Origin of the sequence: Aureimonas pseudogalii, from assembly GCF_014196835.1 — a bacterium.
Taxonomy (GTDB): domain Bacteria; phylum Pseudomonadota; class Alphaproteobacteria; order Rhizobiales; family Rhizobiaceae; genus Aureimonas; species Aureimonas pseudogalii.
This window is the reverse complement of sequence record NZ_JACIEK010000001.1, coordinates 1,042,369-1,067,411: the sequence shown is the minus strand read 5'-3', so window position 1 is coordinate 1,067,411 and position 25,043 is coordinate 1,042,369. Positions and strand designations below refer to the sequence as shown.

Sequence of the window (25,043 nt, the reverse complement as noted above, 5' to 3'; positions counted from 1 at the left end):
AAGCAAGTTTGGAACCGTCCCAACGTCTTGGTGATCGTCAGGTGTTGGAATAGCGTAAGGTCTAGATCTGCTTTGAGCGTCAACGGTCAATCGTTTTCAGCACGACGTTCGATATCGAGATCGATGAGGGTCTGCCAAGCCGCCGCAGCGGTCAGGTGTTTTCGTTTCGCATGCTCCAGCGTCTCGCGCTCCGCAGCCGCAAGAGCTTCTGCAAGCCGCGTCCGGTAGACCTCTTCACCGTCCATCATTCGACGTCGTCCTTCCTATCGCCCCTGGCTACAATCGTCAGCACCCCATCCAGCAGGGGCTTTTGCAACGCTGCGGCTTCGGTCCACGGCGCTCGCATCCACACGTCCATCTCCTCGACGTCTGTCAGGATCACCGGCATCGCCTTCGGATGCACTGGCCCATGCGCGCGATCGGCGCCGTCGTGTCGGGAAAGACGCCGGGCATCGACGGTAGGTTGCCGGTCGTGTCGCGCATCGAGCGTGTGAACTCGCGGATCGCCGTCTGGCCCTTGGTGATCGAGTAGAGGTTGCACATGCGGGGAAGAGAGCACGACGCGCTACGTGCGGTAACGAAGTTGGCTCGGTACGAAGTGCAGCGTCGTGCTCAGGGATCTATGCGACGTCGGCAGCGACTATGAACGAGCTTACCGTCGCTTTGGCGGCAAGGCGCTGGCCAGGGCACTCAAACATCTCAGACGGTGCACCGTGAGCTACGAAAGAGCTTGAATGCCATACCTAGTTTATGCGTTTATAGCTGAAAGTCGCTATAAACGCATAAACTAGGTATGGTGCAACCATGGATCCGGTTAAAAATCCTTATGCTCCTGGAGCTGGAAGCCCGCCGCCTGAGTTGGCGGGTCGAAGCGACGTTATAGACGCAACAAGGGTAGCACTACAACGCATTAGGTTGGGTCGATCGGTCCAAAGCCCCATTTTAGTCGGCCTGCGGGGTGTAGGGAAAACCGTTCTCCTCGTCAAAGTAAAAGAAATAGCTGAAAAGGAGGGGTTTAGAACAATTTCGGTTGAAGCGCACGAGGGTAAAACGCTGCCAGAACTGCTTGTCCCTGGTATACGGCAGACGTTGTTCAAGTTGAGCACAGTCGAAAACGCAAAGGATAAGGCACGCAGGGGGCTTCGGGTACTGAAAAGTTTCTTGAATGGGCTGCGTGTCTCCGTAAATGATGTAGAGGTCGGACTTACTATTGAGCCTGAAACAGGTACTGCGGATAGCGGGAGCATAGAGGCCGACTTGCCTGAATTGTTGCTTGTGCTAGGGGAAGCAGCAAAAGACGCTAAGACACCTGTGGCTATAATAATAGACGAACTGCAATATCTTTCACACGAAGAATTCAGTGCGTTGATAATGTCGTTTCACCGTACCTCGCAGGGGAACCTGCCAATTGTGTTAATCGGAGCTGGCTTACCGCAGATATTGGGTTTAGCTGGCAACTCTAAATCGTACGCTGAACGTCTTTTTAAATATCCTGAAATCGGTGCCCTAGCGCATAATTTCGCGATCGAAGCGATTGTAAACCCAGCAAAAAACGAAGGAGTATCCTACGAACCAGCGGCAGTCGAGCAAATCTTAAGCGTTACAGGACGATACCCATATTTCCTGCAGCAATGGGCATATGAAGCATGGAACGTTGCGAGCGGAAAAGTCATAAGAGCACGGGATGTATCAATTGCACACAACAATGCAATTTCAACTTTAGATGAAAGCTTTTTCAAAGTTCGATTTGACAGATGCACTCCCTCAGAGAAGAAATATATGCGAGCGCTTGCAAAATTTGGAGACGGCCCGCATAGGTCTGGAGACATTGCGGAGACGCTTGGCGTCAAATCCAATAGTGTAGCTCCAACAAGAGCATCTCTGATTAAAAAGGGTATGATTTATTCACCCGCCCACGGAGATACGGCATTCACTGTTCCATTGTTCGACGAATACATGGTAAGGGCGATGCCAAAATTAAAATACTAGACTACCATTGAAAGTTTTTGAAGCGAAATATTCCTGCCGTGATCGATGCGGTGTCATATAGCGATCTCAAGGCTGACCGAAGAAGGTCACCGGCGAGGATCGAAAAGCAAGCATGTGGCGTCAGTCGAGGACGCCCGATGCTGCCTCACCACTTCGTAATCGACGAGGCCGCACCTGATCCGATCAGGCCGCTTCGGCATCGACCTCGCTGCTGGCCTTGCGGGACGCCCGGCGCTTGGGCGCGGTCTCCTCCGCGACCGACGCCGGTTCCGGCGCACTTGCTGCCTTGCGACCGAGGCCGAACGACTTGGCGAGCTCGGAACGCTTGGCCGCGTAGCTCGCCGCCACCATCGGGTAATCGTCCGGTAGGCCCCACTTCTGGCGGTATTCCTTCGGCGTTAGGTCGTAATGCGTCATCAGGTGGCGCTTCAGCGACTTGAACCGCTTTCCGTCCTCCAGGCAGACCAGATAGTCGGGCGTCACCGACTTCTTGACCGACACGGCAGGAACGAGTTGTGCGGCTTCGACCTCGATCGGCTCTGCCGTCGTCTCGAGCGAAAGAGCCGCAAACACCGTCGAGATCAGCGCCGCCAGCTCGTCGCGCGGCACGTGGTTGTTGCTCACGTAGGCCGATACGATCCCCGCGGTCTGCTGGATCCGCAGTGATTTTTCGTTGTGCTCGTCGGTCATATTCTTATCGTGTCCGATTGAAATATTACCGGAGAGTAATGGACGTGATCGAGCAATTCGAGAATGCATCGGTTGCGTTCTGTTGGACGCCAAAAGCGTCTCTGATCTTCGACGTCACCGCGGCACCCGAGCGGTCCGCTCAACGCGCCATCGCTGCCCGAACCGTCGGATCCTGGTCGGCGTGTTCGTCCTCGAGCTCGTCGAGCACGTTGAAGGCTTGGTTCGCGCGGGGCTCCATTTCTACGTCAGCGATCACCAGTCATCGCCAAACCGCCCGCTATGCTGGCGCGGGAAGCGGTACAGGAAGGATCGAGGCCACCGCATTCCCATAGCGGCAAGCCGCTGATCTAGCGCACCAGCGGTCGGGTCAGTCGAAACTGTCCCAAGATGAGCGCGCAAAGGCTTGCCACCGCAACGGTCAGGATGACGACGACCAACTCCGTGTAAATCGTCGTTCCCGCCAACAACCGCTGAACCTCAAACATGATGGCGAGATGGCTGGCGAAGATCCCCAAGCTGTAGCGACCGAGGTTGGATACGTGACGCGTCATCGGAATGTCAGGCAGCCGAAGGGCCATGATAAAGGCGCCTGCCGCCATCGGTACCGTCCCGAGAAGGACATCGTAGTTCACACCTCCAGGCAGCCTGGACAGCCCGTAGACTTCGCCGATCGTCAGCATGAAGCCGCCGAAATATAGCAATGCGCCGGTCGAGAACGGCCGTCCGTTCCACCTGTTCCGACCGACCCAGTACCCCATAACCATGAACGGAAATCCCAGAAACAGCCCGTTGCGGGGGTGAATGCTGAGGTTAGCGATCGAGAAGACAATACGTGCATAAGGTCCGATCGCCAGCCCGGCAATGTAGACGACGATCGCTAGCCCTACGAGGGTTCGAAGCTCACACAGGCGGCGAAGGATCGCCAGCATCATCACGCTGAACGCCAACGACGTCAGAAACCATAGGTGCCACCCAGGTCCGGCATAAACGAACAGGAGTGCCAAGCCCCGGATGCTGAGCAAATTCGAGAAGTCGTATCCTGAATAAACCGCATAGAGCGCAAGCCACACGAGATATGGCCCGATGATGCGCTTGCCGACATGTCGCACCTCGCTTAGAAACGACAGCTTCGGCTTCAACCCCGCGAAGTACCCGGCAACGACGAAGAAGAATGGCACGCCGAACCGGGACGCGAGATCCAGCGCATTCCCGATCGTCGTCTTATCGCTGGCATGGATGAAGACCACTCCGACGACCGCTAGGAAGCGGAACATGTCGATGCCGTTGATCCGCGCGTGCAGAGCTGCGGAGGCGTCGCGTTGAGTGCTGCCCGACGGGTAAGCAATTGACATGCGGGCGCCTCTCTTGAACGGAGGTGCCCCATACGAGATCGAACCACATTCTGCAATTGGAGCGGCTTGGTCGGGCGACCGAAGCCGCGCGCACACGAAAAAGCCTGCTCGGGGGAGGACCGAGCGGGCGAGTAGAAAGCATCAATCTGGGAGGAAACGATGCAAAGCTCTTATGCCATGGAAGGCTGACCCGAGGCAGGCCCGGCGATGCATGGCAGCCATGCCGGCTTGATCAATCGAGAGCTTCCCGGCCTCACGAAGCCCATGCCGCCCCGGGAGCCATCCATGCCTGCTAGCGCCACACTTCCGTGTTAGCGATCGCCCGTCATCGCCAAACCGCCGCCTGCCATGATGGCGCGGATCATGTCTTCGTAGGGCACCGCGCGGTCCGCCGCCGCGGTCTTGCGCTGGCCGTAGCCCATGATCGCGTCGACGAGCGCGTCGCGATCGGTGCCTTGGCGGGAGACGGCGTCGCCGAACTCGCCGCGCATCTGTTCGGCGCTGCGGACGTTGCGACCGTCCAGAAGGGCGTCCAAGCCGCGGGCGGCGACGCGCTTCGCATCGCCCCACATGCCGCTCGTCGGGTCGAAGGTCTCGCGCGCCGCAGACCGCGTGCCGTTGTATTCCTTCTGCCGCTCGATCCGGCGGGCGGTGGCCGTGTTGCCTGTGATGGTGTTCGCCCGGTTGGCGAAGGCCGTCTCGTTGCCGAGCGTGTCGAGGAAGGCGGCGGCTTGGTCGTCGCCGCCGAGCACGAGCCCGAGCTTCTCGCGGTTCCACCCGGTTTCGAACATGCCGCGCGCCGCGGCGGCATCGCGCCGGGCCGTTCCCATCACCTCGTCGAGCTGGTCGCGAGCGCCGATGCGGAAGGCGTCGCGCTCGTCGTCGGACATCGCCGCGAGCCGCTGGCGAAGCTGATCGGGCCGGACCGATCGATCGAACGTGCCTTGCCCGAGCGCCAAGGCATTGCGGACCCGCGTCGGCCCGGCCCACGCAGCGCGCGCGGCGGCGTAGTCTGGGTTGGAGGCGTCGAGCTGGTCGACGAAGGCCCGCTGGACCTCCGTGATGGCGCGGCCGCGCTCGTCGAGGTTCAGCCGGCCCGACGTCGGGTCGCGGTAGCTCTCGAGGATGTTGTCGATCCCCTTCTTGGCGACGTTCAGGGTCCGCATGTTCGGGACGCCCGTGATGATCGGGTCGCCGGCCTCGTCGAAGCCCGTCACCGCGAAGTCGAGCGGGTTGAACGGCTCGTTGCGGGCCAGCGCCTCGAGCCGCTGGATGTCGACGCCCTCGCGCAGGCCCTTGCGAACGACGGGATCGTCGATGAAGGACTGGAGCCGGTCGTTCCATTCGATGGGCTGGCCGAGCGCTCGGTCGTAGAGCGGGCGGCTCGCCGCCGAGCGGCTGGCGATGAGGTCGTCCACCGTCTCGGCCATGTTGCCCTGAGGGCCGATCGCGGCGTCTGCGGCGGCGGTGATGCGGTCGGGCGCACCGCGGCCGCGCGCGCCGAGCCGGTCGCGTACGGTCCCGTTGCCGGCGCCCGGCAGGTTCGCCACCGCCTCGGCGCCTTCGCCGACGTTCTGGCCGACGTCGAGCAGCATGGCGTCGGGCCCCATCTGGCTCGCACGCGTGCGGGCGTCGGCCGCGCTCATGCCGTCGCGCGTCAGTTCGGTCTCGATCTGGTCCGCGGCGCGCCGGCCGATGCCGACGGGCTCCAGGATCTCGCGCGCTGCGTTGCGTGCGCCGTAGGCTCGCACACCCGCACCGACCGCGGCGCCGGCGAGCGGAGCGGCCACACCGACGCCCGCGCCGATGCCGGCGCCGGTGAGCGCGTCGGACGCGCGGTCCTCGAGCCCGGAGCCACCGCCGAACCCGGAGGCCCCGCCGGCCGCGGCACCGGTCAGGCCGCCGCGCAGCACGTTGGCGCCGAGCCCGGCACCGGACGCGAAGACCTTCGGGGCCGCGGCGATGCCCGTCGCGACGCCGCCGGCCAGCTCCGACGCCATGGACGTCAGCGGGGCTTCGGCGCGCCGGCGCTCGAGCTCCTGGCGTTGGAATTCCTGCCCGTAGTCGAAGGCGTCCTTCGTCGATCGGCCCTGGACGCCCTCGATCGCCGCCAGGACGGTCGACACGAACTCGTCGCCGAAGTTGAGGCTCTGCCCCTGCGCGAACGGCTGCGCCGCGCGCGTCACGTCGCCGACGATACCGTCTGTGGCGCCGCGGCCCTGGAGAGCCTGCATCTGGATCGCTTCATCGCGCGAGCCGGCCGCAGCGGTCCGCTGGACGCCGATCGCTGGCTTGTCCGCAACGTAGGACCGGCCATCACCACCATGGACGACGACGCCGGGCGGCGGTTCGGGCGTGACGAAGCTCGGGGCCGAGCGGGCCTCCGGCGCGTAGCGCGTCCACGGACCGGCGGACGGTCCCGCGGACGGTGCTGCCTCGGTCGCCGCCGGCTTCTGGTACTTCTCCCAGGGACCGGCCATCACAGCGCCTCCCAGTTGGCGGCATCGGAGGGATCGCCGCCGCGGAACCGATGCCCGTCGACGATCGAGCCGGGCGAGGGAGCGGCAGATCCGGTGTCGGTCGCGGACACCGGCGCCGCACCGCCGCCGACGGCTTCGATCATCGCCGTCAGCTCGGGCGACACGATGCTCTGCCGGTTCAGGTCGGCGAGCTGCCGGCGCATCTGCGAGGCATCGATGTCGCCGTTCTGGTAGGCCGTCACCAGATCGCCGCGGCGGATGTTGATGTCGGCCTTGGCCTTCATCATACCGGCGATGAGGCGGTTCGCCTCCGGGCGGTTGCGGAGCTGCGGCAGGCTGTTCAGCATGCCGCGGAACTCGATGTCGGATGTGGCGCCGGAGCCTTCGACGCGCAGGCCCGGTGCGGCCCGCTCGACGAGCGACTGGAAGGCCGTGCCCGCATTGGAGACGCCGGGGAACAGCGTGGCGAGACGCCCGACGAGCGGACCCTGCGGGGCCTGGTCGATGAGCTGATCCATCAGACCGAGATCCTGTCGCAGGCCCGCCGACGTCACCGCCGAGGCCTGGAGGTCGGAGAGCCGCTTGCCCTCGCTCTCGTCGAGCTTGCCGCGGAGCTTGCCGTCCGCGGCCTCGCCCGTGTTGACGTTGACCATCGGTGCCTTCGGCGCCGGGCGCATCCCGACCGCGTCGGTGCGGCGGACGAACTGCGGTTGGCCGTTCGGGCCGATTGCCTCCTCGACCGGGACGCTGCCCATGATGGTGGCCTTCAGGTCATCATCGGACAGGAAGCCGCTCGACCGAAGCTCGCGCCGCTCCTGTCCCTGAACCTGACTGTCGGTCGGGGCGAACTTGTCACGAACGAACTGCTCACGATCCGCCGAGGGCATCGACTGCATCGCCAGCGCAGCGACCTCGTCGGTCGACAGGGGCGCTTCGCTGCCCTGAAGCTGCGCCGGCAGACCCGTCGCGGCGGCCGTCTGACCCGGTAGGAACGCGCGTTCGCCCTGCTTCACGGTGACGGGCGCGGCGTAGAAGCGCGCGAGAGCTCCTTCCTCCTGCATCCGGCGATCTTCGATGGCTCGCGCATTGTCGGCACCGTTCGTTGCGAGCGAGCGAGCGTTGTCCGCCTCGTTGGTCGCCATCGAGCGGGCATTGTCTCGGACGTTGTTCTCGACGGAGGACTGGTACGTCCGATCGTGACCGTAGAGAGCCGAGAGCGACGTCTTGTCGGCGCTGTAACGCCGATCGCCGCTTTGGATGTCCTGATCCCGGCGCAACGTCGCGTCGCCCATCTCGAGCGCCCGGTAGCTCTGCGTCGGATTGAACCGGCCGATCGCGACGCCGAAGCGATCGACTTGCTCGGGCGCCGCGCCTTCGGCCGTCATCTGGCGGAAGGCCTCTTCGGCGCGGGCGGCTTCCTCACGCTCGGCCTTGGCCTTGGCGTAAGCGTACGTGTCCTGCGCGCTCGGCGGCGCGAAGATCGACGCGATGTTCTCGAAAGCGGCCCCGATGTTCGGATCGTTGTAGAAGCGATTGGATTTTATCGGCATCGTCGGCCTCCTCAGTGCGACGCGGCGCCGTCGGCGGTGGCCGCCTCGGCGCGCTGGAGTTGGAGCGTCCGCTGCACGAGATCGCCGCCGTCGTTGATGCGCTGGCGCCGAACGGCGGCGTCGAGCTCGTCAGCGAGAAGAGCGACGTAATCCAGGCGCTCTGCGAAGTAGGCCGACCACGCACCGGTCAGCTCGCCCTTCGGGGGATCCCGCAATGCGCGAAGGATCCAAGCCGCCGACGCCATGCCCATGCAGCTCGAGAAGTCGGATACGCCGCGCGGGAGCTTCTGGAGCAGCACCGGGATCGCGGCGCAGACGGCCGCATCGACTTCGCCGAGAAGCGATCCGGAGGCCTTGCCGAGATCGCCGCGGGGAAGCGCACTGAGAAGAGTGCGAAGGCCGCGGACGACGTTGCTGGCGACGTCCTCACCTGCGGCGGCAGTTCGGAAGCACAAGCCGGCCCACTCCAGTGCAAGGTCGGGCGAGCTGCCAGCCGGAATGGGCGGACCGAACCCCAGCAGGGCGGTCACGCTCAGGAAGCTGTCCTTCGCGGACGACGATGCGTCTTCGGATGTGTGACTGGCTTCGATCATCCGTCTGCCCTCAAAGCCCTTATCGCGCGGCCAGTCGAGAGAAGAACAGGCGCACGCTTCTTAGGCCTAAATGTAGCATCGGATGCGGCGAATGGCGAGTTTTGAGGCCGTTTTTGCGATGAGCTACAGAAGTATACAGGGGGTTATGGACGGTTCGGCTCGCGGAATATTTTCGATGAGCCCAAAGTTTCTGACCGGCGCAAATTTCTTCGCGGGTCCGATGCCGCCACCACCAGAGCGTTCGGACTACCCGGCAGGGGGCGGATCGGCCAGGTGGCGGGGTGCGGGCCGGTGTCTCAGGCTGCCTCGAGGGCGCGCGCCGCACGCGCTAGGAAGCCCGAGCGCGTCATGCCGGCCGCCTCGGCCTTGGCGTCGATCGCGGCAAGCTCGTCCTCGGCGAGGGTGATATTCACGCGCACGATCTTCCGCGCCCGAGCCGGGGCCTGCACAAGGATAGCAACCCCGTCCCGGTTCTCGGGATCGGCCATCACTGTCTCGAGCGACGAGGGCTCGGGAATGGCCTCCCCTTCCTCGGCCATGCCGGCCAGATGCAGAGCCAGGGCTTCGGCTGCCATGGCGCGCGCATCGTCGAGATCAGTGCCGGCAGTGACGCAGCCGGGAAGATCGGGGAAGGACACGCCGTAGTCGCTGTCGGCGTCCTTGTGGATGAGCGCGATATAGCTGGACATGGTTACCTCAGTTTGATGCCGGACTGCTTCTCGATACTGCGGAGCGTGCCGATCGGCAGATCCCGCTTCGGATGCGGGACCGTCACGCGGCCCGGCTTGGCCGGATGCTTGAACTGCGCGTGGCTCCCGACCCGGTTCACCTCGAACCAGCCGTCGGCTTCTAGCGCAGCGATGACGGCTCGGCTGTTCATGTGTGTATAGATACACACGGAACTGCGTGGGTCAAGCGTAGGTGCCTCATATGGGTATACGCCAGCGAGGCGGGCTGTTGAGACAGTTTTAGCGTCTCATATGGGTTGCGTTTGCGCTTTCGAGACGATACGGGAAAAGGGTCTAGAGGCTAACGAGACGATACAGAGGGTGATGGCATGACGAAGAGCACAAAGACCGGCCACCTCTACGGATACGCTCGCGTCTCGACCTCGGATCAGGATCTCGCGATCCAAGAGGAGGCCCTGCGCGCTGCCGGCTGCACCGTCGTCAGATCCGAAAAGAAAACTGGCACGACGACCAAAGGCCGCGACGCCCTCCAGACCCTGATCGACTTCGCGCATGAGGGCGACACGATCGTCGTAACCCGCATCGACCGTCTGGCGCGCTCCATCGCAGATCTCGCCGCGATCGTCCGCACGCTCGAGGCGCAGGGGATCGCGCTCAGGGCGACGGAGCAGCCGGTCGACACGGCCACCGCCGCCGGCCGTGCCTTCCTCCAGATGCTCGGCGTGTTCGCCGAGTTCGAAACGGCGATCCGTCGTGAGCGGCAGATGGAGGGCATCGCCAGGGCGAAGGCCGAAGGCGTCTATAAGGGCCGCAAACCGTCGATCGACGTTGCCCGTGTCCGCGAGATGATGGCCGCGGGTGCAGGCGCGACGGAGATCGCCAGAAGCCTCGGCATCGGGCGTGCCAGCGTCTACCGTCTCATGCAGAAAAAGGCGGCCTAATCGAAGACGCCGCGGGGCGCCGGGACGATCTCGGCGTCGTCGGCCTCGCGACGGATCAATTCGAGCTGAACCAGAGCCCTCCGCGCGCCCGCTTCGACCTGTGCGGCAGACATCTCGTGAGGCTCGAGGTTCGCGTCATCCTCGCCTCGGCGCTGGATGGCGTCGCCGAGAAATGCGCGGACGACCGAGGCGCGTGCCGTGTCCTTGACCTTGGGATCGTCGAGCATTTCAAGACCCTTTTCGATCGCTCGGCGCTCGGCCCTCTTGCGCAGCGCGGCCAAGCTCGCGTCATCGTCGTCATTGATCATCCGAACACCCCTTTACCCCAATGCTCGGCAAGCTCGGCCTCATGCCGCAGCTCGGTCAAACGCGCCTCGCCGGCCGCGACGGCGTCGAGGAGGGCCCGCTGCTCGGCATTGACGGGTTTCGGCTCTCCTCTGCCTGTCAGGAGCCGGCGCGCGTCCGCCGCGGCCTTTCGCTCAGCGCGACGCCGGGCGCGCTCTGCGGGGTTGCCAGGCGCATGGGCGACCTGCCAAGCCTTGTGTGCGGTTCGCTCCTCAGGCGACATTTGCGCGACCCGCTGCTTCTGCTTGCGGGCTCGCTTCTGAAGGTCCGCCGTTTTCCGGTCGGCTCGATCGACGGCATCGTGTGCCGTTCCATCGGGCCAGCGCGGGCGATGCCATCCTGCGGCCTTCGTCGTCGCGCCACCATGGAGCCGACACCGGCCGTTCGACATCGCCAAATTCTGGCAGGGTTCGCCGGTCGTCCGACAGGTGGCCCCGCATGTCGGCGCGAGGTGCCGGCGCCGGTTAAAATCTTTGATGATCTCGCGGGCTCGAGCCTTCGCCTCTGCCGTCGACCGACCATCCGTTCGGTTTTTCTGCCCGCCGGTGCTCACGAGCCCAGCTTTCTGAAACGGCTCTCGTGAGGTATCGCGTTTGGCCTTGCTTCCGTCCGACCCCAACGCGATCCGGGAACTGCCGCCCGCCGATGAAAGCGGCGGCAGCTCCCCGTAGGGGCTTTCAAAGCTTTCAAGCTTACATCGTTGATTTCGTTGATGAATTTTTCTGAAAAAAGTGAAAGGCCAGCTTTCATCGCTTTCATCGGATTTTTTGTTCCAAAAAACTCTTTATTATCAACGATGTAAGTCATGCAAAGACCCCGCTGCTTTTAAGCCTTTCATCGGCCGAAAACTCACCAGACAGATTGTCCGAACTGCTCTCGTCGATGCTGATTTTCGTTTCCCTTGGCACTCTGGAAGCGACGATCAGCCATGGAGCTTTCGGACCCGAACCGTCCTGTCGGATCTCCATTCGGACAACTTGTCCGTTACATTCGACTTCGACCCCGTCGCCGAGGGCAGCGACAAGAAGCGCTCGCACTGTCGGCAGCGACGCTCCGCTGACGACCCGCTCCCGTTTCAGCTCGACCGTGAGAGCGGAAACAAGCCCGGCGAGCTTCGCCGTCGTCTGGCCTTTCATGGCCCGGCAAGCAGCCCTCGCCACTCGCTCGCGACGTTCGATCTCTTCGGCCGTCGGCGCCTGGGCCTGATCATCGTCGGGCCGATCCAGGACGCGGACGGTGGCGGATGTCACAGGGTCGCCATCGTCATCGACGCCAAGCGTAACGCCATCGAGGACGAAGGACTTGCGGAAGCTTCGCTCGAGGTCGCGCTGCTTCGTGACGATGATCTCGCCGTCGGCGATCTCGATCTCGGTGTCGGTGGCCGCCCGCAAGAGGGAGTGGCCGCGCGCACCCTTCGCAGGGTTCTTGCCGGAATGGTGGACGACCGCGAGATGGGCTCCCGTCGCTGCGCGAAGCGCGTCGAGATGCTTGACCGTCGCGCCCATATCGACCGACGAGTTCTCGTCGCCGCCTGCCATGGCGCGCGAGAGCGTGTCGATGACGAGGAAGCCGATCGGCCGGCCCAAACCTCTCAGCGCTGCGATCAGCGGCTTCAGGTCGGCCTCGGCTCGCAGCAGGTCGACTTGCGAGCGCAACACCTTGAGATCGACCGCGGAAACGCAGCCGTAACGGCTCTTGAGGGCGGCCACGCGCTTGGCGAAGCCGCGTCCGCCTTCCGCGGCGACATAGACGACGAGCATGGGGGTCGTCTTCAATCCCGACCAGGGTCGGCCGGTCGCGACATGGAACGCCAGATCCAACATGACGAAGGTCTTGCCGCTGTTGCTCTCGCCGTAGAGGACCGACATGGCGCCTTGGTCGAGGAGGCCTTTGACGAGCGGCGAGGCCGTCTGTCCCGTCGCGTCGGCAGCGAGATCGTCGAAGTCCTCGAAGGCGAACCGGGCCGCCGCGGCACTCGCCGCCTTCTCGTTCTCGGTCGCGGCGGTCTTGCCGGCTTCTACGTCGAACCACCGCTCGGCGTCGGTGAAGACACCGCCGGAATGCTTCACGGCCAAGTTCGCGAGGTAATCGGCACCAACCGAATGCGGGCTCTTAAACGTCGACCATCGTGCGTCGGTCAGGTCCGGATCGTAATCGCCGCCTTCCCAACGGCTGCACCACGCGTCAAAAATCTCGGCGCCAGCCGCGGGATCGTCGACTGTCGCGCCGTGTATCGCCTCGCCGACGCGGATCATGTCACTGTAGTGGGGGAAGAGGTCGCGCGTATTGGGAAGCGACGCGACGGCCTTGCGGACGCGTTCGATGTCGCCCTTGAGGCCCCTTTGGTCGACGTTGGAGCGATCGGATACCGCTCCAGCATCATGACGACGCGCGCGCGGCAGCTTCGACCGCACCTCCTCCAGAAACTGTGTGACCTGCTCGGGCGTGACTTTCGTTAGTTCGGAACGAGCTGTCAGGGGACGGGTCCACTCGTACGGCCGTCCGGTCTTCCGGTGAATGCCGTGGATGACCATCTGCTTTGGTTTAGCCAGGATCTCGACGCGGTCCTCGCCTTTCGAGCCTTCGAAGGTAACGACCTGAAAGGTGGCCGTCGTCTCGCTCTGATAGACGAGCGCGCGTTTCGGCCGATCTCCAACCCGCAACGGCGCAGGGCCCAAGATCGCGAGCGCGTCCTGTTCGATCGCATCGGCGGTGGCCTCGTCGCGGGCGTCGATGTCGACGAGGACGAGACCACCGTCGTCAGCCAATCCAACACCGGCCCCCATCTGCGACCAGTCGGCGAGCTCCTCTTCCGTCGTCGAACGCGTCTGCCAGTCCTTCAGGCCAAACCATTTGCCGTCGCGACCGCGAATGCCTGGCACCTTGCCGCGATCATCTCGCCCTCGCGCGAGGTTGCGGGCGAAGGCGCTGCGTTCGTGCAGTTCGGCGGTCGGGGGAATGATCGGCAGCAGCGTCCGATACCCGAGTTGCCAGAAGTGCTGAAAGGGATCAGCCGGCGACGAGATGTTGGTTTCGCTGGCGAGGTAGTCACCGAACGGGACCGAGGATGAAGGCTTCCCTGACGGGTCACTCTGCGCTAAAGTGCTCATCGCACATGCCTTTCTGCGGCGCCGGCGGCTCGAACCCGCCCGGCGCCGTTTCTGTTTCAGGGTCGTGTGTTGTTGGCATGCGTGCCGCTCAGAGGCGGACACTAGTGTCGATGATCTGGAACGCTCTTCGACCTCTGGCGTATGGCTTTGGAAGCGGAACCGTCTTCAACATGGGATATTCGTCGTTCCCGGATCGGCTGATTTCAGCCAAGGCCTGGAGCGCAATTACCGGACCGAGCTGGAGCACATTGTTTGCCCAGCGCTGAAGGTGAGCTAGCTCCTCGTCCAGATCAGCGTCTTCAAACGGATCCCATCGCTCGACGCAGCTCGCCATTAGGCCGCGGCGAAGGCCTTCCACGCCCTCGTCGGATGCTGCTGCGTACCGAGGAAACTTGTTGAAGGCGGATTGCACCTGCGGCGTCGGGATACCCCTGAAGTAGCGCCCTTCGAGCATAACGACTTCGCAGGCCATCTGCAGTAGCTGCGACGATGACGCTTCGCCGGCTGGCACCAGACCGAACCGAACGCGTTCGTGATCTGCGAGGCCCGTAGCCAACGGATCGGTCGGGCCTTCATCGTCGGGCTTCCAGAATGCTCGACCGTGCTGCGATGGTTCGATGATCACCCGATCATGTAGGAGGATTGGCTGTCCGCCGCCGGCTAGGCAGAAACGCGCGCTGAGTAGGGATCTGCACCAGGGATCCTCGCGGCTCCTGCGGCTGTGCCCGTACGGCTCGATGAGAATACCCGTCGAACGGTGGGGTACGGAACCGTCCTTGGTCGGACCAAGGCCGCCTACGATGCCGGTCGTGCACTCGATCCAGACCGGCTTTTGGTGAAGTAAGACATCAATGTCGGGGAACGCGTCGTCATGATCGCCGTAGGCGAAATGATCATGATGCAGCGTCACGATCGGAAGCGTTGCGGCGTCGGCCAGGAAGCGGCCGAAGGTACCGCCGTAAAAGCCGTCCAATGGGCCGCCAGCGTGGTTCTCGAGCGCGTCCAGGACCGGTGTCGGGCTTTCAGAACGGGCGTTCATGCCGACACCTGCTGCGCGCCGGCGACCCATTCGCGATAGGCCTTAACGGTCGTTCGGGGTCGACCTTCCAAATAGACCGTCTTGGGCCCTCGGCCCTGCTTGGTCCACTTCCGGAGTGCCTGCTCGGTATAGCCAGTTAGGCCTGCGAGCTGCCGACGGGAAAGAAGCGCTTCGTCCGGCAAAGTTGAGATGTCGGGAACGCCGGCCTTCGCCAAGCGTGAGAAAATGTTGGGGCGGGTATCGCTCATGTTCACAGTGTCCTCTTTGTCAGTCGACAAAGTGAACATGAGCGTCCCGTACGCCCGTATATAGGTAACTTAATCGCGACCGGAGTTACCCTTGGGTCTCCTAGGAGGACGCCAGCCTTCCGGCATGAAGAGCGACACTAAGGCGTTAGTTTTTCTCAAACCAGATGCCTCCTTGGCATACTGTTCGATCGAACCTGCGGTAGCATTTCGCGTCACGCGTCCAGCCGCGTCAGGAGCGGAAATACGTTCAGCCGCTATCTGACTTGCTGCTTTCAGCGTAAGGCCCTCGCTCCGAAGTTGATCGACCAAATCAACCGCCGTCCAATATTTGCTCCGCTCGTCTGCCGTCACATTGCAAATTCTACGTAGGAGCTGCGCCAACGGACCTCCTCGGCGATAATCGTCGAGCATATCGCCCGCATGCAAGCCATGCGCGTTAGCGAGCGAGACCAGGATCTGCTCGATGTCTTCCTCAGTCGATGCGATCACGACGTCGGGATCCTGAGGTTTGATGTAGTCGGCAACAATGTCCCCAAACGCGGCCTTTTCACTCATCCGAACACACCCTCACCCTTCGCAACGACGTCAGCCGCCCGTCGCGCCTCTTCGGCCGCGACGATCTTCTCGACATGCGCGGCCCATCTTTCAAAAGCATCCCGCAAGCGATCCTCCGCGCCGTCCTTGTCGTAGATTTGCAAGAGCTCGGCTCGAGCGTGGCCGATCGCCCGCTCGGCAACTTCCGTGTCGACCGCCAGCCGCGACAGACCGGTCCTGAACGTCCTGCGCAAATCGTGGATGCCGAAAGACACGCCGGCCGCCTTGTTTGCCCGCGCGCCGATCTGCGTCCACCCCGAGATCACCCCGCCGGTCCGCGGGGCGGCGAACACGAGATCCGACCGCGCATCGACTGGACATTCATCTAGGAGCCGTGCCAGCGCCGGAGCGATGGGCACGTCATGACCTCGGCCCTGCTTCACGAATGCGGCCGGCAGCCGGATCAGTCCGGCCTTTCGATCAATCATGGCGCGCGTCAGACCCGCGCCCTCTCCACGCCGGCAGCCGGTCAGGATCCAAAACCTCACTAGCCGGCCGTTGACGGTCGCAGGGTCCATCGCCAGCCAGAGGCGGGCCAACTCGGCGTCCGTCAGCGCGCGGCCGTGCTCGGCCTTGGCGACCCGGTCCGCCCGCGTCGCCCGTTCCTTCCTGTGTCCGGCCAGCGGGTTCGTGGGGATGGCCTGCGCCTTCGTCACGCACCAACTCAAGAACGCGCGGCAGCGGGCGCGAAAGTCTTTCGCAGCGCCCGCCTTGCCGGCCTCCTCCAGCTTCTCGATCACGCGTGCATATTCGGCGCCCATGATGGTTCGGACGTCTCGAGCCAGGAGATGCTTCATCTTGGTGCGCAGGTTTCGGGTGTGCAGCTCGGCGCCGACGTATTTCCGCCGGATCAGATCCGCCTCATATCTGTCGATCAAATCGGAGAGCTTGGCTCTGTCCGCCTCGCGCGCCTCCTTGCGGGCCGCCAGCGGATCGTCGCCACGGGCGATTTGGCCGAGTGCGGCTCGCGCGAGATTGCGCGCCTCGGTCGCCGTCTTCACGGTTGCCGGCGTTCCGAGCTTCATTCGCTTGAACGTTCCGGCCCTGCCACTGCCAGCCGGGCGGTAGGCCAGGATCCAGGACTTTCCGGCAGGCCGGACCCGAAGCCCGAAGCCCGTCACGTCAGTGTCCCAAACGACGATGTCTGACTTGCCTTCGGGCAGGGTCGTATTGCGGACGACAGCGTCCGTGATACGCACTTTGAACAAGGTCGGGTCTCCAGTGGGCAGCACATGGGCAGCACGGTTTTTGTCACCGTCCATACCTACCAGTAACCCCTCGTACCGTACAAGAGGCTGATATTTAACGGACAATCTGTCCGTCTTGTATCGCTCTGTAACCCCCTGTAACCCTGTCTTGATAATTTTGGTAATGGAGAGGTCGCGGGTTCAATCCCCGCTCGCAGCACCATTTTCCCCAGCCATTACAGCATCTTGCAAAATACCCCTCGTCAGGTGTCCGGCTTGGTGTCAGGGGCGGCTCGCGAATGTCGCGTGTATGTCGTCCGGCTCGGACGAGCGTCGCATGAGCGGCCCGTCAACGTTCGGTGGTGGCGGCTCAACGCTTCGGCAACCTGTGGGCTGATACGCTCGTCGCACCCCCGTGGATCGTCCACGGCACCGGGAGGCGTAGCGAATGGGCGATGGCTTCGCCTGGACAATTCCCCTCATCCAGATGGGCTTCGGCGTGCTTTTTCTGGCGGCTCACCGCGCGGGAGGTGCCCGTGAAGCCCGGGCGTGGGGAATCGGGTTCTGCCTGACAGCCGGCGCCTTCGCGGTTCCCGCACTCGAGCCCGTCGTTCCGATCGAGGGGATCGCCGTTGCGGCCGACGTCCTGTTCGCCGTTTCCTTCTTTCATTATGCCGACGCGATTCGTCTCCGATATGGCGGGCCGCCGCTGCGGCGGGCTCGGATCGTGCTGCTCGCCCTGTCGATCGCGGCTCCGGTGTCGGGCGTGCTCGTCCTGCAAAGCCTGCAGGCGGAGCTTCTGGCGTCTGACGTCACCTGTGCGGGCCAACTCGCGCTGGCGCTCGTCCTCGTGCCGGCTTGGCCCCGGGCCTGGATCGACCGCGCGATGATCGCGGTGAGCTGGGTCACCGTTCTCGACAATCTCATGCGCACGGCGAGCATTCCCCTGACCGCGTTCGGCGCCACCTTTTCGTCGTTCCTCGCCACCGACTACGGCTACCTGATGCAGGCAAGCGCCATGCTGACGGGGTTTACCTTCGCTTTGCTGGCGCTGGTCGCCGTCACGACCGACATGCTCGTACGCTACCGGCTGGATGCGGAGACCGATCCGCTCACCGGGCTGCTCAACCGCCGGGGGCTGGAGGCGGAGGCCGCGACGCCGTCCGCGAACGGCCGGGTCAGCGTCGTCAGCTGCGATCTCGACCATTTCAAGCGCGTCAACGACACCTGGGGGCACGAGGCGGGCGACCGGGTTCTGGTCGCCTTCGCCAGGCTGATCCGGGCCGTGCTGCCGCCGCAAGGCGTTGCCGCCCGCGTCGGCGGCGAGGAGTTCGTCCTCTACCTGCCGAACCAGACCGCCGACGGCGCGCGATCGGTCGCGGCGGCGCTGCGCTCGGCCATGGCGGCCCATGACTGGACGCCGACCGGCATCGAGGGCCGTCAGGCGGCCAGCTTCGGGCTGGCGACGGGCCTGCGCCCCGCCGAGACCCTGCAGGATCTGGTCCAGCGGGCGGATGCCAACCTCTATGAGGCTAAACGCTGCGGACGCGACCAGATCAAGGGAGCGTTGGCCGCCTGATCAGGTCCGCTGCGCGACGACGGCCTGCGCGAGCGCCAGCACGATGGCGTCTTCGACGAAGCCGGTGGTCGCCTGGCCGTAGCGATCCATCGCCGGGCGGCGCAGGGCAAGGCCGATGAACGACGAGCCGACGGCCGCCGCGACCGCAAGGGCCGCGCCGGCGGGACGGCGATCGGCGGGCGCGAGCACGGCGCCCGCGAAGCCGGCCGTGACGCTGCGGGCGAGCAGTCCGATCGCGACGGTGCGATCGGGGGCGGAGGGCATCTTGTCGCCCGCCATCTCGCCGGCGGCGAGGGCGACGGCGCCCGCCGCGATCAGCGGGTTCGCCAGAAGGCCGGCGAGGGGCGCGCCGGCCGGTAGCTCGCCGCGGCGGGCCGCGCCCGCGAGAACCGAGAGCGGTGTCATCGCGCGTTGACCGGCCACGAGGCCGATCAGGAAGGAGGCGAGCATGGGAACCTCGAACGTTGGACGGGGCGTCGGGTGCTGAACGCTGGCACCGCCCGATCGTATCCGTCGCCGTGCCCGACCTTCGCCGCTCGCCGTCCGCAAGCGGAGCGCACGCCACTGCGAGCGACGGGGCTTGGGTTCTACAGAGGCACCACCATCGGCGTATCCGACACGGGATCGCGCAGGACGCGCGCCGCCAGCGAGAAGGCGCTGGCGAGGTGGGCTTCGGTCACGACCGCGTCCGGCGGCCCTTCCGCGACGACGCCGTCGGGGCCAAGCAGCACCAGATGGTCCGAAAAGCGCGCGGCGAGGTTGAGGTCATGGAGCACGCAGACGATGGTGGTGCCCGCCTCCCGGTTGCGACGACGCAGCAGGCGCAGCACCTCGATCTGGTGCGGCAGGTCGAGCCAGGTCGTCGGCTCGTCGAGAAGCAGCACGGGCGTGTCCTGCGCCAGCACGAGGGCGATCCAGGCGCGCTGGCGCTGGCCGCCCGAGAGTTCGCCGAGCGGGCGGTCCGCGAGCGCCGTCATGGCGACGGCATCGAGCGCGCGGGCGCAGGCCCTCTCGTCGGCCGCGTTCCAGGCCGCGAGGACGCCGCGCCAGGGTGCGCGGCCGCGCCGGACGAGTTCGCCGACGGTGATGCCGTCCGGCGCGAGCGGCGCCTGCGGCAGGATGGCGAGCCGGCGCGCGAGCGCGCGGGTGTTCTGCGTGCGAACGTCCTCGCCGCCGAGCGTGACGCGGCCGGCGAGCGGCGCGAGAAGGCGCGCGAGCGCTCGCAGCAGCGTGGACTTGCCGCAGCCGTTGGGCCCGAGGATCGTCGTCACCTGGCCCGGCGGCAGGGTCAGCGTCAGGTCCTGTAGAACGCGGCGGTCGCGATAGCCGAGCGTCAGGCGCTCGGCGCGCAGGGTCAGGTCGCTCACAATTCGCCCTTTTCCATTTCGCGCGACAGCCGCCAGAGAAGGTAGGGCGCGCCGAGGAGTCCGGCGGTGACGCCGACCGGCAGTTGCACGCCGGGCAGCGCGGCGCGCGCCGCGAGGTCGGCGAGCACCATCACCAGCGACCCGGCCCCGGCGGCGGAGGCGAGGCGGCCGGCGGCGCCGCGCGCGCCCGTCAGCCGGACGCCGAGCGGCATCGCCATCAGCGCCACGAAGGCGACGGGTCCGGCCACGGCGACGCCCGTCGCCGCCAGGAGCACCGCCGTTCCCATCAGGCCCCAGCGCGCCCGGTCGACATGGAGACCAAGCCCGGCGGCGAGGTCGCGGCCGAGTTCGAGGAGCGTCAGGGCGGGAACCTGGAGCGCCAGAAGCAGCGTGAGTGCCGCGCCAAGAGACCAGACCTGCGCGGCATGGCCCCAGTTGCGCGCGGCGAGCGAGCCCGACACCCAGCGCTGCGCCTCGCTCGCCTGGTTCGTCGGCAGGGTCAGAGACAGGTAGGAGGCGACGGCGGCGACGGTGAAGCCGACGCCGAGCCCGACGAGCACCAGCGTCAGCGTCGAGCCGGGCTGGCCGGGGCGATGCGCCAGCGCGGCCACGAGAAGCGCTGCGGCGACGCCGCCCGCGGCCGCCGCGAGCGGAAGCGGCAGGGTGGCGCCCGCGGCGATCGCCGCCACCACCGCGAGGCCCGCGCCGGCGTTGAAGCCGAGAATGTCGGGGGCGGCGAGCGGGTTGCGCAGGAGGGTCTGGAGGATCGCGCCGGACAGGCCGAGCACCGCGCCGGCGCCGAGCGCGGTGGCGAGGCGCGGCCCCCGGAGGACGCGGATCGTCAGCGCGCCCGGCCCCTCGCCGCTCCAGAGCCCCTGCCACAGCACTTGCGGCCCGAGCACGACCTCGCCCACCGCCAGCGACAGGAGCGTCGCGACGACGAGGAGCACGGCGAGCGGGACGGCCCCTCTCACGTCTGCGGCCCCATGCGCAGGCGGCGCGCGATGAGGACGAAGACCGGGCCGCCGACCAGCGCCGTCATCAGCCCGACGCGCACCTCCGCCGGCGCGATCACCAAGCGACCGGCCGTGTCGGCGACGAGGAGGATGCCGCCTCCGACCAGCGCGGAGACGGCGAGCTCGCCGCGCAGCGAATGGCCGGCGAGGCGCCGGGCGATCGGGGGCACCATGAGGCCGAGAAAGGCGATCGGCCCCGCCACGGCGACGGCCGCGCCGGTCGTCAGCGTCACCACCGCGAGCGCCGTTGCCTGAACGGAGAGAACGCGCGTTCCCAAGCCCCGAGCGAGCGCGTTTCCGAGCGCCAGCGTCTCCAGCCGCGGCGCGGCCGCGAAGGCGAGCGCCGCGCCGCAGAGCGCGACGAGCGCCATGGGCCCGAGCGGGCGCTCGCCGGCCTGCGCGAGCGAGCCGTTGACCCAGAAGCGGAAGATCTCGAGCGAGTCCGAGCGCGTCAGCACCACGGCCGAGACGACCGAGAGCAGCAACGCGTTGAGGGCGGCCCCCGCCAGCACGAGCCGCACCGGGCCGACGTCGCCGCGCAAGCCCCCGCCGAGCGCGAAGACCGCGACCGAGGCGATTGCCGCGCCCGGAAAGGCGAGAAGCGACAGGAAACCGCTGTCGGCCCGCAGGAAGAGGAGCGAGCCGGCGACCACCGAAAGCGCGGCGCCCGCCCCGACGCCAAGGAGCCCGGGATCGGCCAACGGGTTGCGCGTCAGGCTCTGCATCACCGAACCGGCCATGCCCAGCCCCGCGCCGGCAATGAGCCCGGCGCAGAGCCGGGGCCAGCGGATCAGCCGGATCGCGGTGTGAAGGGGGTCCGTGGGGTCGAACGCGGCGAAGGCGCACCAGAGGTCGAGCGGCGTCGCCGGGCGCACGCCGACGCAGAGCGACAGGAGCATCGCCGCGGCGAGGAGGAGCGCGGCGGCGATCGCCCCCTTCAAGGCGCGAGGCCGGCCCGAACGGCCGAGGCGACCGGCGTCGCGGGCGTACCGTCGAGAGCCGCCGCGATGTCGGCCTCCAGTTCGCGAAGGGCGAAGGGCAGCGAGAGGACGCTGCCAAAGGACATGGCAGCGGCGACGAGCGATCCCGCCATCACCTCGCGCCCCTCGCGATGCGCCGTCAGGAGCTTGCGCATCGGCAGCGCCGCGAGATCGGGAACGGCGTCCTGCGAGGACACCCAGACGAGAAGATCGACGTCGAGCGGCGCGAGATCCTCGGGCGAGAGCGCGGCGAAGAAATTGCCGGCGGCGAGCGTCTCGATGGTCGCGGGCGAGCGGAAGCCGAGCTCGGCGAGGAAGCGGCCGCGCGTGTCGCCGCTGGCGAAGGCGCCGGTGTCGCCCCCGAAATGATAGGCCGCGACGCCCGTGCGCGCCGCCCATTCGGGATGGCGGGCCCGCGCCTCTGCAAACGCCCCGCTTGTGCTCGCGATCCGCTCCTCGCCGAGCGCCTCGCGGCCGACGGCCCGTGCGATCGTCCGGGTCATCTCGTCCCAGGGCGTGCCGTAGCCGGAATGGCGGGCGTCGTGCATCAGGGTCGGCGCGATCTGTGACAGGACTGCATATTCGGCCTCCGAGACGCCCGAGCCGATGGCGACGACGAGATCGGGCCGCAGCGCGGCGACGGTCTCCATCGCCACCTCGCCCAAGATCACCTGCGGCTCGGCGCCGCCGAGGAGGGGCTGCGCCCAGGGCCAGACCGAGTGGGGTTGGTCGCCGAACCAGCCGCGCACGGCGAGCGGAACGACGCCAAGCGCCAGAAGCGTGTCCTGCGTGGTGAAGCCGAGCGAGACGACCCGCCGCGCGGCGCCGGGAAGCACCGTCTCGCCGAAGGCGTGGGTGATGCGGATCTCGCCCTCGGCGCGCGCCGGGCCCGCGCCGAGGCAGGCCGCGAACAGGCCGCCCCCGAGCGCCGTCAGGACGCCGCGCCGCGTCGGGGCCACAAGGCGCCCCCTCATCGTGCCGGACCCCATCCGCGTCAGAACCGGAACCGCAGGGAGCCGATCACGTCGCGCCCCTGTTCGCGGTAGCAGTAGCCGTTGTTGCAGAGCGAGGCCCGGTTGTCGAAGAGGTTGTTGGCGTTGATCTGCGCGCGCACGCCCTCGAGCTTGGGGTTCACCGCGCCGAATTCGTAGGACAGCGCGGCATCGATCAGGATGCGGCCGTCGTTCTCGCGCGTGTTGGCGTCGTCGGCCGCGGTGCGACCGAGGAAGCGGCTGCCGACGCCGATCCCGAGGCCTTCCGCTGCGCCCGACTGCACCTCGTAATTGGCCCAGAGCGACACCTGATGCTCGGGAATGCCCGCCACCTGATTGCCGACATTGTCGCCGTCGGTGAAGGACAGGTCGGTATAGGAATAGGCGGCGACGAGGCTGAGCCCCTCCGTCAGCGAGGCGTTGGCCTGGAACTCGAAGCCCTGCGAGCGCACCGCGCCCGTCTGCACCTGGAAGAAGCCGGCAGTGTTCACGGGATCGGTGACGAGAAGGTTGTTCTGGTCGATCCGGAAGAGCGCGGCGTCGATCGTCAGACCGATCCAATCCGGCGCGTATTTCACGCCGACCTCGACCTGCTCTCCCTCCGTCGGGTCGAACGGCGTGCCGCCGAAGGCGGTGCCGACCGTCGGGGCGAAGGAGGTCGAGTAGTTGGCATAGGGCGTGATGCCGTTGTCGAAGAGATACGAGAGCCCGACGCGGCCGGAGAAGTTGCGGTCCTCTGCGCGCACGCTGGCGGAGGCGTCGTTGTTGTTCAGCGTGTCGGTGTCGAGCCAATCGTAGCGCCCGCCGACCGTCAGCACGAAACGCTCGATCTCGGCCTGATCCTGCAGATAGAGACCGATCTGCTGCTGATGCGTCGTGGTGTTGACGATCGAGTGCGAGGTCGGGCCGGGAATCGGCTGGCGCCCGTAATTGCGCGTGATGAGGTTCAGGTCGGGCGCGGTGGTGCCGCCGTAGCGATACTGGCCGTCGAAATAGGTGTAGTCGAGGCCGCCGAGCAGCGTGTGGGCCACCGCCCCGGTGTCGAAATTGCCCTGAATCTGGTTGTCGACGGCGATGCCCCGGGCCTCGTCGAGAATCTCGCCGGCGCTGCGACTGGCCGAGATGCCGTCGGGATTGATCCCAAGCACCGAGGTGAAGCGCATGTCGGTGTCGATCGACTGGTAGCGCACGTTCTGGCGCACCGTCACATGCTCGTCGAAGCGGTGCTCGAACTCGTAGCCGACGCGGCCCTGTTCCTGGTCGAGGTCGCGGAAGCGCGGATCGCCCTGCTCGATGTCGGTGATGCGCGCATCCGGCGTCGTGAAGAAGCCGCGCCCGCCGCCCGACTTCGTATCGGTGTATTCGCCGAGAACGGTGATCTGGGTGTTGCGGTCGTCCGAGCGCAGCGTGAAGGCGGGGGCGATATAAGTGCGGTCGTCGCGCGCCGCGACGAACTCGGTGTCGGCTGAGCGCTTGATCCCGGTGATGCGGTAGAGGACGTTGTCGTTGCCCGCCAGCGGACCGGAGGCGTCGAAATTCGCCTGATAGTGGCTGTCGGTACCGATCTGGCCGACGACCTCGCGGAACGGCGCGTCGGTCGGGCGCTTGGTGACGAGATTGACGATGCCGCCGGGCGCGGACGAACCGTAGAGCACCGAACTCGGCCCCTTGAGGATCGACACGCCCTCGAGCCCGTAGGGCTCGTTGCGGAAGACGGCGAAGGAGCCGCCGAGCGAGCGCAGACCGTCGCGGTAATAGCCGGTGTTGGCGACGTTGAAGCCGCGCACGAACAGCGTGTCGAAGGCCGGATCGAAGCCGAAGGCCCCGGCGCGAACGCCCGACGTGTAGCGCGCCGCCTCGACCAGCGTCTGGACGTTGCGGTCCTCCAGCTCCTGGCGCGTCACCACCGCGACCGCCTGCGGAACCTTGCGCAGATCGGTGTCGGTCTTGGTGCCGACACGGGCCTCGCGGCCGACATACCCTTCCGACCTGATGCCGCCGCCTTCGCCGGTGCCGGGGTCGGACGAGCCGCCGGCGCCGTCCACCGTCACCGTGTCGAGGACGACCGTATCCTGCGCCAGCGCCGGCGCGGCCGCCATGAGACAGGAGCCGCCGAGAAGCAGGGAGCGCACGAGCCGCAGCCGGTCGGTGGTAGAGGACAGCATGATCGGGGCCTTTCGAAACGCAGCGAACGCCTTGGCCTCGTCTCAAACTTGATCGGATTCGTCAACAATCCTATGGCAGCCGTAGCGTGTCTCTCGCCGGGTGTTGTGGGAATGACGCGATCGACCCGACGGCAGGC

At 66.0% G+C, this 25,043-nt stretch carries 26 protein-coding genes and 1 pseudogene; 4 read left to right on the top strand and 23 right to left on the bottom strand.

All coding sequences use genetic code 11. The features are described 5' to 3' along the window. Window positions 1-86 precede the first annotated feature (86 nt). The 3 genes and pseudogenes from GGR04_RS04915 to GGR04_RS24530 all read right to left on the bottom strand — a co-directional run bounded on the left by GGR04_RS04915 (window position 87) and on the right by GGR04_RS24530 (window position 543). Entirely contained in the window at window positions 87-248 is a 162-nt protein-coding gene (locus GGR04_RS04915) for a hypothetical protein (protein ID WP_183198412.1), read from the bottom strand. Next, window positions 245-406: pseudogene (locus GGR04_RS24535) on the bottom strand (SOS response-associated peptidase); the annotation flags it as partial. The gene GGR04_RS04915 and the pseudogene GGR04_RS24535, both read right to left, overlap by 4 nt. Beyond that, window positions 379-543, bottom strand: a complete 165-nt coding sequence (locus GGR04_RS24530; RefSeq protein ID WP_376769828.1) for a hypothetical protein — start codon at window positions 541-543, stop codon at window positions 379-381. The gene GGR04_RS24530 and the pseudogene GGR04_RS24535, both read right to left, overlap by 28 nt. A 261-nt stretch (window positions 544-804) precedes the next feature. Between GGR04_RS24530 and GGR04_RS04905 the strand changes: the two genes are divergently transcribed. Beyond that, window positions 805-1,989, top strand: a complete 1,185-nt coding sequence (locus tag GGR04_RS04905; protein WP_183198410.1) for an ATP-binding protein — start codon at window positions 805-807, stop codon at window positions 1,987-1,989. A 183-nt stretch (window positions 1,990-2,172) separates the two neighbouring features. Here GGR04_RS04905 and GGR04_RS04900 read toward each other — a convergent pair whose 3' ends face one another. The 7 genes from GGR04_RS04900 to GGR04_RS04870 all read right to left on the bottom strand — a co-directional run bounded on the left by GGR04_RS04900 (window position 2,173) and on the right by GGR04_RS04870 (window position 9,534). Next, window positions 2,173-2,679, bottom strand: a complete 507-nt coding sequence (locus tag GGR04_RS04900; protein WP_183198408.1) for a Ros/MucR family transcriptional regulator — start codon at window positions 2,677-2,679, stop codon at window positions 2,173-2,175. A gap of 347 nt (window positions 2,680-3,026) precedes the next feature. Continuing rightward, window positions 3,027-4,031 (bottom strand): acyltransferase, encoded by a 1,005-nt coding sequence (locus GGR04_RS04895; protein ID WP_183198406.1) that lies wholly within the window; start codon window positions 4,029-4,031, stop codon window positions 3,027-3,029. A 311-nt stretch (window positions 4,032-4,342) separates the two neighbouring features. Then, window positions 4,343-6,511 (bottom strand): hypothetical protein, encoded by a 2,169-nt coding sequence (locus GGR04_RS04890; protein WP_183198404.1) that lies wholly within the window; start codon window positions 6,509-6,511, stop codon window positions 4,343-4,345. Then, on the bottom strand, window positions 6,511-8,061 hold the full coding sequence (locus GGR04_RS04885; protein WP_183198402.1) for a hypothetical protein: 1,551 nt from the start codon (window positions 8,059-8,061) through the stop codon (window positions 6,511-6,513). The genes GGR04_RS04890 and GGR04_RS04885 overlap by 1 nt, the downstream gene beginning before the upstream one ends. Window positions 8,062-8,072: 11 nt before the next feature. Then, window positions 8,073-8,591, bottom strand: a complete 519-nt coding sequence (locus tag GGR04_RS04880) for a hypothetical protein (RefSeq protein ID WP_183198400.1) — start codon at window positions 8,589-8,591, stop codon at window positions 8,073-8,075. A gap of 359 nt (window positions 8,592-8,950) precedes the next feature. After that, entirely contained in the window at window positions 8,951-9,343 is a 393-nt protein-coding gene (locus tag GGR04_RS04875) for a type II toxin-antitoxin system HicB family antitoxin (RefSeq protein WP_183198398.1), read from the bottom strand. Window positions 9,344-9,345: 2 nt separating this feature from the next. Further along, complete coding sequence (locus tag GGR04_RS04870) at window positions 9,346-9,534, bottom strand: type II toxin-antitoxin system HicA family toxin (protein ID WP_183198397.1); 189 nt, start codon at window positions 9,532-9,534, stop codon at window positions 9,346-9,348. Window positions 9,535-9,711: 177 nt separating this feature from the next. Between GGR04_RS04870 and GGR04_RS04865 the strand changes: the two genes are divergently transcribed. Then, window positions 9,712-10,284 carry a recombinase family protein gene (locus tag GGR04_RS04865; RefSeq protein WP_183198394.1) on the top strand — a complete coding sequence of 191 codons (573 nt, stop codon included), beginning with the start codon at window positions 9,712-9,714 and terminating at the stop codon, window positions 10,282-10,284. Here the strand turns inward: GGR04_RS04865 and GGR04_RS04860 are convergent. Continuing rightward, window positions 10,281-10,592, bottom strand: a complete 312-nt coding sequence (locus GGR04_RS04860) for a hypothetical protein (RefSeq protein ID WP_183198392.1) — start codon at window positions 10,590-10,592, stop codon at window positions 10,281-10,283. The two genes, GGR04_RS04865 and GGR04_RS04860, sit on opposite strands and share 4 nt — an antisense overlap. Before the next feature lie 20 nt (window positions 10,593-10,612). On the opposite strand from GGR04_RS04860, the gene GGR04_RS04855 reads away from it, so the two are divergent. Next, window positions 10,613-11,212, top strand: a complete 600-nt coding sequence (locus GGR04_RS04855) for a hypothetical protein (RefSeq protein WP_183198390.1) — start codon at window positions 10,613-10,615, stop codon at window positions 11,210-11,212. On the opposite strand, the gene GGR04_RS04850 is transcribed toward GGR04_RS04855, so the two are convergent. From GGR04_RS04850 to GGR04_RS04825, 6 genes are all read right to left on the bottom strand, one after another. Further along, window positions 11,179-11,436 carry a hypothetical protein gene (locus GGR04_RS04850; RefSeq protein WP_183198388.1) on the bottom strand — a complete coding sequence of 86 codons (258 nt, stop codon included), beginning with the start codon at window positions 11,434-11,436 and terminating at the stop codon, window positions 11,179-11,181. The two genes, GGR04_RS04855 and GGR04_RS04850, sit on opposite strands and share 34 nt — an antisense overlap. Further along, window positions 11,433-13,739: an AAA family ATPase gene (locus GGR04_RS04845; protein ID WP_183198385.1), complete on the bottom strand. Its 2,307-nt coding sequence runs from the start codon at window positions 13,737-13,739 to the stop codon at window positions 11,433-11,435. The genes GGR04_RS04850 and GGR04_RS04845 overlap by 4 nt, the downstream gene beginning before the upstream one ends. An 88-nt stretch (window positions 13,740-13,827) precedes the next feature. After that, entirely contained in the window at window positions 13,828-14,778 is a 951-nt protein-coding gene (locus tag GGR04_RS04840; protein WP_183198383.1) for a hypothetical protein, read from the bottom strand. Further along, a complete protein-coding gene (locus GGR04_RS04835) occupies window positions 14,775-15,026 on the bottom strand; it encodes a helix-turn-helix transcriptional regulator (protein WP_183198381.1) in 252 nt (83 codons plus the stop codon). The genes GGR04_RS04840 and GGR04_RS04835 overlap by 4 nt, the downstream gene beginning before the upstream one ends. A gap of 69 nt (window positions 15,027-15,095) precedes the next feature. After that, complete coding sequence (locus GGR04_RS04830; protein WP_183198379.1) at window positions 15,096-15,581, bottom strand: hypothetical protein; 486 nt, start codon at window positions 15,579-15,581, stop codon at window positions 15,096-15,098. Continuing rightward, window positions 15,578-16,933: a tyrosine-type recombinase/integrase gene (locus GGR04_RS04825; protein ID WP_183198377.1), complete on the bottom strand. Its 1,356-nt coding sequence runs from the start codon at window positions 16,931-16,933 to the stop codon at window positions 15,578-15,580. Before GGR04_RS04825 ends, GGR04_RS04830 begins: the two co-directional genes overlap by 4 nt. A gap of 322 nt (window positions 16,934-17,255) precedes the next feature. Here GGR04_RS04825 and GGR04_RS04820 point away from each other — a divergent pair, with 322 nt between their 5' ends. Beyond that, the gene (locus GGR04_RS04820; protein WP_183198375.1) at window positions 17,256-18,386 is read left to right on the top strand and encodes a GGDEF domain-containing protein; all 1,131 of its coding nucleotides are present in this window, start codon (window positions 17,256-17,258) and stop codon (window positions 18,384-18,386) included. Here GGR04_RS04820 and GGR04_RS04815 read toward each other — a convergent pair whose 3' ends face one another. From GGR04_RS04815 to GGR04_RS04790, 6 genes are all read right to left on the bottom strand, one after another. Further along, window positions 18,387-18,836, bottom strand: a complete 450-nt coding sequence (locus tag GGR04_RS04815) for a DUF4126 domain-containing protein (protein WP_183198373.1) — start codon at window positions 18,834-18,836, stop codon at window positions 18,387-18,389. It lies immediately after the preceding gene. 137 nt (window positions 18,837-18,973) lie between these two features. Beyond that, the gene (locus GGR04_RS04810) at window positions 18,974-19,753 is read right to left on the bottom strand and encodes an ABC transporter ATP-binding protein (RefSeq protein ID WP_312857398.1); all 780 of its coding nucleotides are present in this window, start codon (window positions 19,751-19,753) and stop codon (window positions 18,974-18,976) included. Continuing rightward, window positions 19,750-20,727, bottom strand: a complete 978-nt coding sequence (locus tag GGR04_RS04805) for a FecCD family ABC transporter permease (protein ID WP_183198371.1) — start codon at window positions 20,725-20,727, stop codon at window positions 19,750-19,752. The genes GGR04_RS04810 and GGR04_RS04805 overlap by 4 nt, the downstream gene beginning before the upstream one ends. Next, window positions 20,724-21,710 carry a FecCD family ABC transporter permease gene (locus tag GGR04_RS04800; RefSeq protein WP_210291619.1) on the bottom strand — a complete coding sequence of 329 codons (987 nt, stop codon included), beginning with the start codon at window positions 21,708-21,710 and terminating at the stop codon, window positions 20,724-20,726. The genes GGR04_RS04805 and GGR04_RS04800 overlap by 4 nt, the downstream gene beginning before the upstream one ends. After that, the gene (locus GGR04_RS04795; RefSeq protein WP_183198369.1) at window positions 21,707-22,723 is read right to left on the bottom strand and encodes an iron-siderophore ABC transporter substrate-binding protein; all 1,017 of its coding nucleotides are present in this window, start codon (window positions 22,721-22,723) and stop codon (window positions 21,707-21,709) included. Before GGR04_RS04795 ends, GGR04_RS04800 begins: the two co-directional genes overlap by 4 nt. A gap of 20 nt (window positions 22,724-22,743) precedes the next feature. After that, on the bottom strand, window positions 22,744-24,906 hold the full coding sequence (locus GGR04_RS04790) for a TonB-dependent siderophore receptor (protein ID WP_246392668.1): 2,163 nt from the start codon (window positions 24,904-24,906) through the stop codon (window positions 22,744-22,746). Between the last annotated feature and the right edge of the window lie 137 nt (window positions 24,907-25,043).

Bases quoted from the DNA above. Each gene is read 5' to 3' on its own strand.
- GGR04_RS04915 (WP_183198412.1), bottom strand. From the start codon at position 248: ATGATGGACGGTGAAGAGGTCTACCGGACGCGGCTTGCAGAAGCTCTT.
- GGR04_RS24530 (WP_376769828.1), bottom strand. From the start codon at position 543: ATGTGCAACCTCTACTCGATCACCAAGGGCCAGACGGCGATCCGCGAG.
- GGR04_RS04905 (WP_183198410.1), top strand. From the start codon at position 805: ATGGATCCGGTTAAAAATCCTTATGCTCCTGGAGCTGGAAGCCCGCCG.
- GGR04_RS04900 (WP_183198408.1), bottom strand. From the start codon at position 2,679: ATGACCGACGAGCACAACGAAAAATCACTGCGGATCCAGCAGACCGCG.
- GGR04_RS04895 (WP_183198406.1), bottom strand. From the start codon at position 4,031: ATGTCAATTGCTTACCCGTCGGGCAGCACTCAACGCGACGCCTCCGCA.
- GGR04_RS04890 (WP_183198404.1), bottom strand. From the start codon at position 6,511: ATGGCCGGTCCCTGGGAGAAGTACCAGAAGCCGGCGGCGACCGAGGCA.
- GGR04_RS04885 (WP_183198402.1), bottom strand. From the start codon at position 8,061: ATGCCGATAAAATCCAATCGCTTCTACAACGATCCGAACATCGGGGCC.
- GGR04_RS04875 (WP_183198398.1), bottom strand. From the start codon at position 9,343: ATGTCCAGCTATATCGCGCTCATCCACAAGGACGCCGACAGCGACTAC.
- GGR04_RS04870 (WP_183198397.1), bottom strand. From the start codon at position 9,534: ATGAACAGCCGAGCCGTCATCGCTGCGCTAGAAGCCGACGGCTGGTTC.
- GGR04_RS04865 (WP_183198394.1), top strand. From the start codon at position 9,712: ATGACGAAGAGCACAAAGACCGGCCACCTCTACGGATACGCTCGCGTC.
- GGR04_RS04860 (WP_183198392.1), bottom strand. From the start codon at position 10,592: ATGATCAATGACGACGATGACGCGAGCTTGGCCGCGCTGCGCAAGAGG.
- GGR04_RS04855 (WP_183198390.1), top strand. From the start codon at position 10,613: ATGCTCGGCAAGCTCGGCCTCATGCCGCAGCTCGGTCAAACGCGCCTC.
- GGR04_RS04850 (WP_183198388.1), bottom strand. From the start codon at position 11,436: ATGACTTACATCGTTGATAATAAAGAGTTTTTTGGAACAAAAAATCCG.
- GGR04_RS04845 (WP_183198385.1), bottom strand. From the start codon at position 13,739: ATGAGCACTTTAGCGCAGAGTGACCCGTCAGGGAAGCCTTCATCCTCG.
- GGR04_RS04840 (WP_183198383.1), bottom strand. From the start codon at position 14,778: ATGAACGCCCGTTCTGAAAGCCCGACACCGGTCCTGGACGCGCTCGAG.
- GGR04_RS04835 (WP_183198381.1), bottom strand. From the start codon at position 15,026: ATGAGCGATACCCGCCCCAACATTTTCTCACGCTTGGCGAAGGCCGGC.
- GGR04_RS04830 (WP_183198379.1), bottom strand. From the start codon at position 15,581: ATGAGTGAAAAGGCCGCGTTTGGGGACATTGTTGCCGACTACATCAAA.
- GGR04_RS04820 (WP_183198375.1), top strand. From the start codon at position 17,256: ATGGGCGATGGCTTCGCCTGGACAATTCCCCTCATCCAGATGGGCTTC.
- GGR04_RS04815 (WP_183198373.1), bottom strand. From the start codon at position 18,836: ATGCTCGCCTCCTTCCTGATCGGCCTCGTGGCCGGTCAACGCGCGATG.
- GGR04_RS04795 (WP_183198369.1), bottom strand. From the start codon at position 22,723: ATGAGGGGGCGCCTTGTGGCCCCGACGCGGCGCGGCGTCCTGACGGCG.
- GGR04_RS04790 (WP_246392668.1), bottom strand. From the start codon at position 24,906: ATGCTGTCCTCTACCACCGACCGGCTGCGGCTCGTGCGCTCCCTGCTT.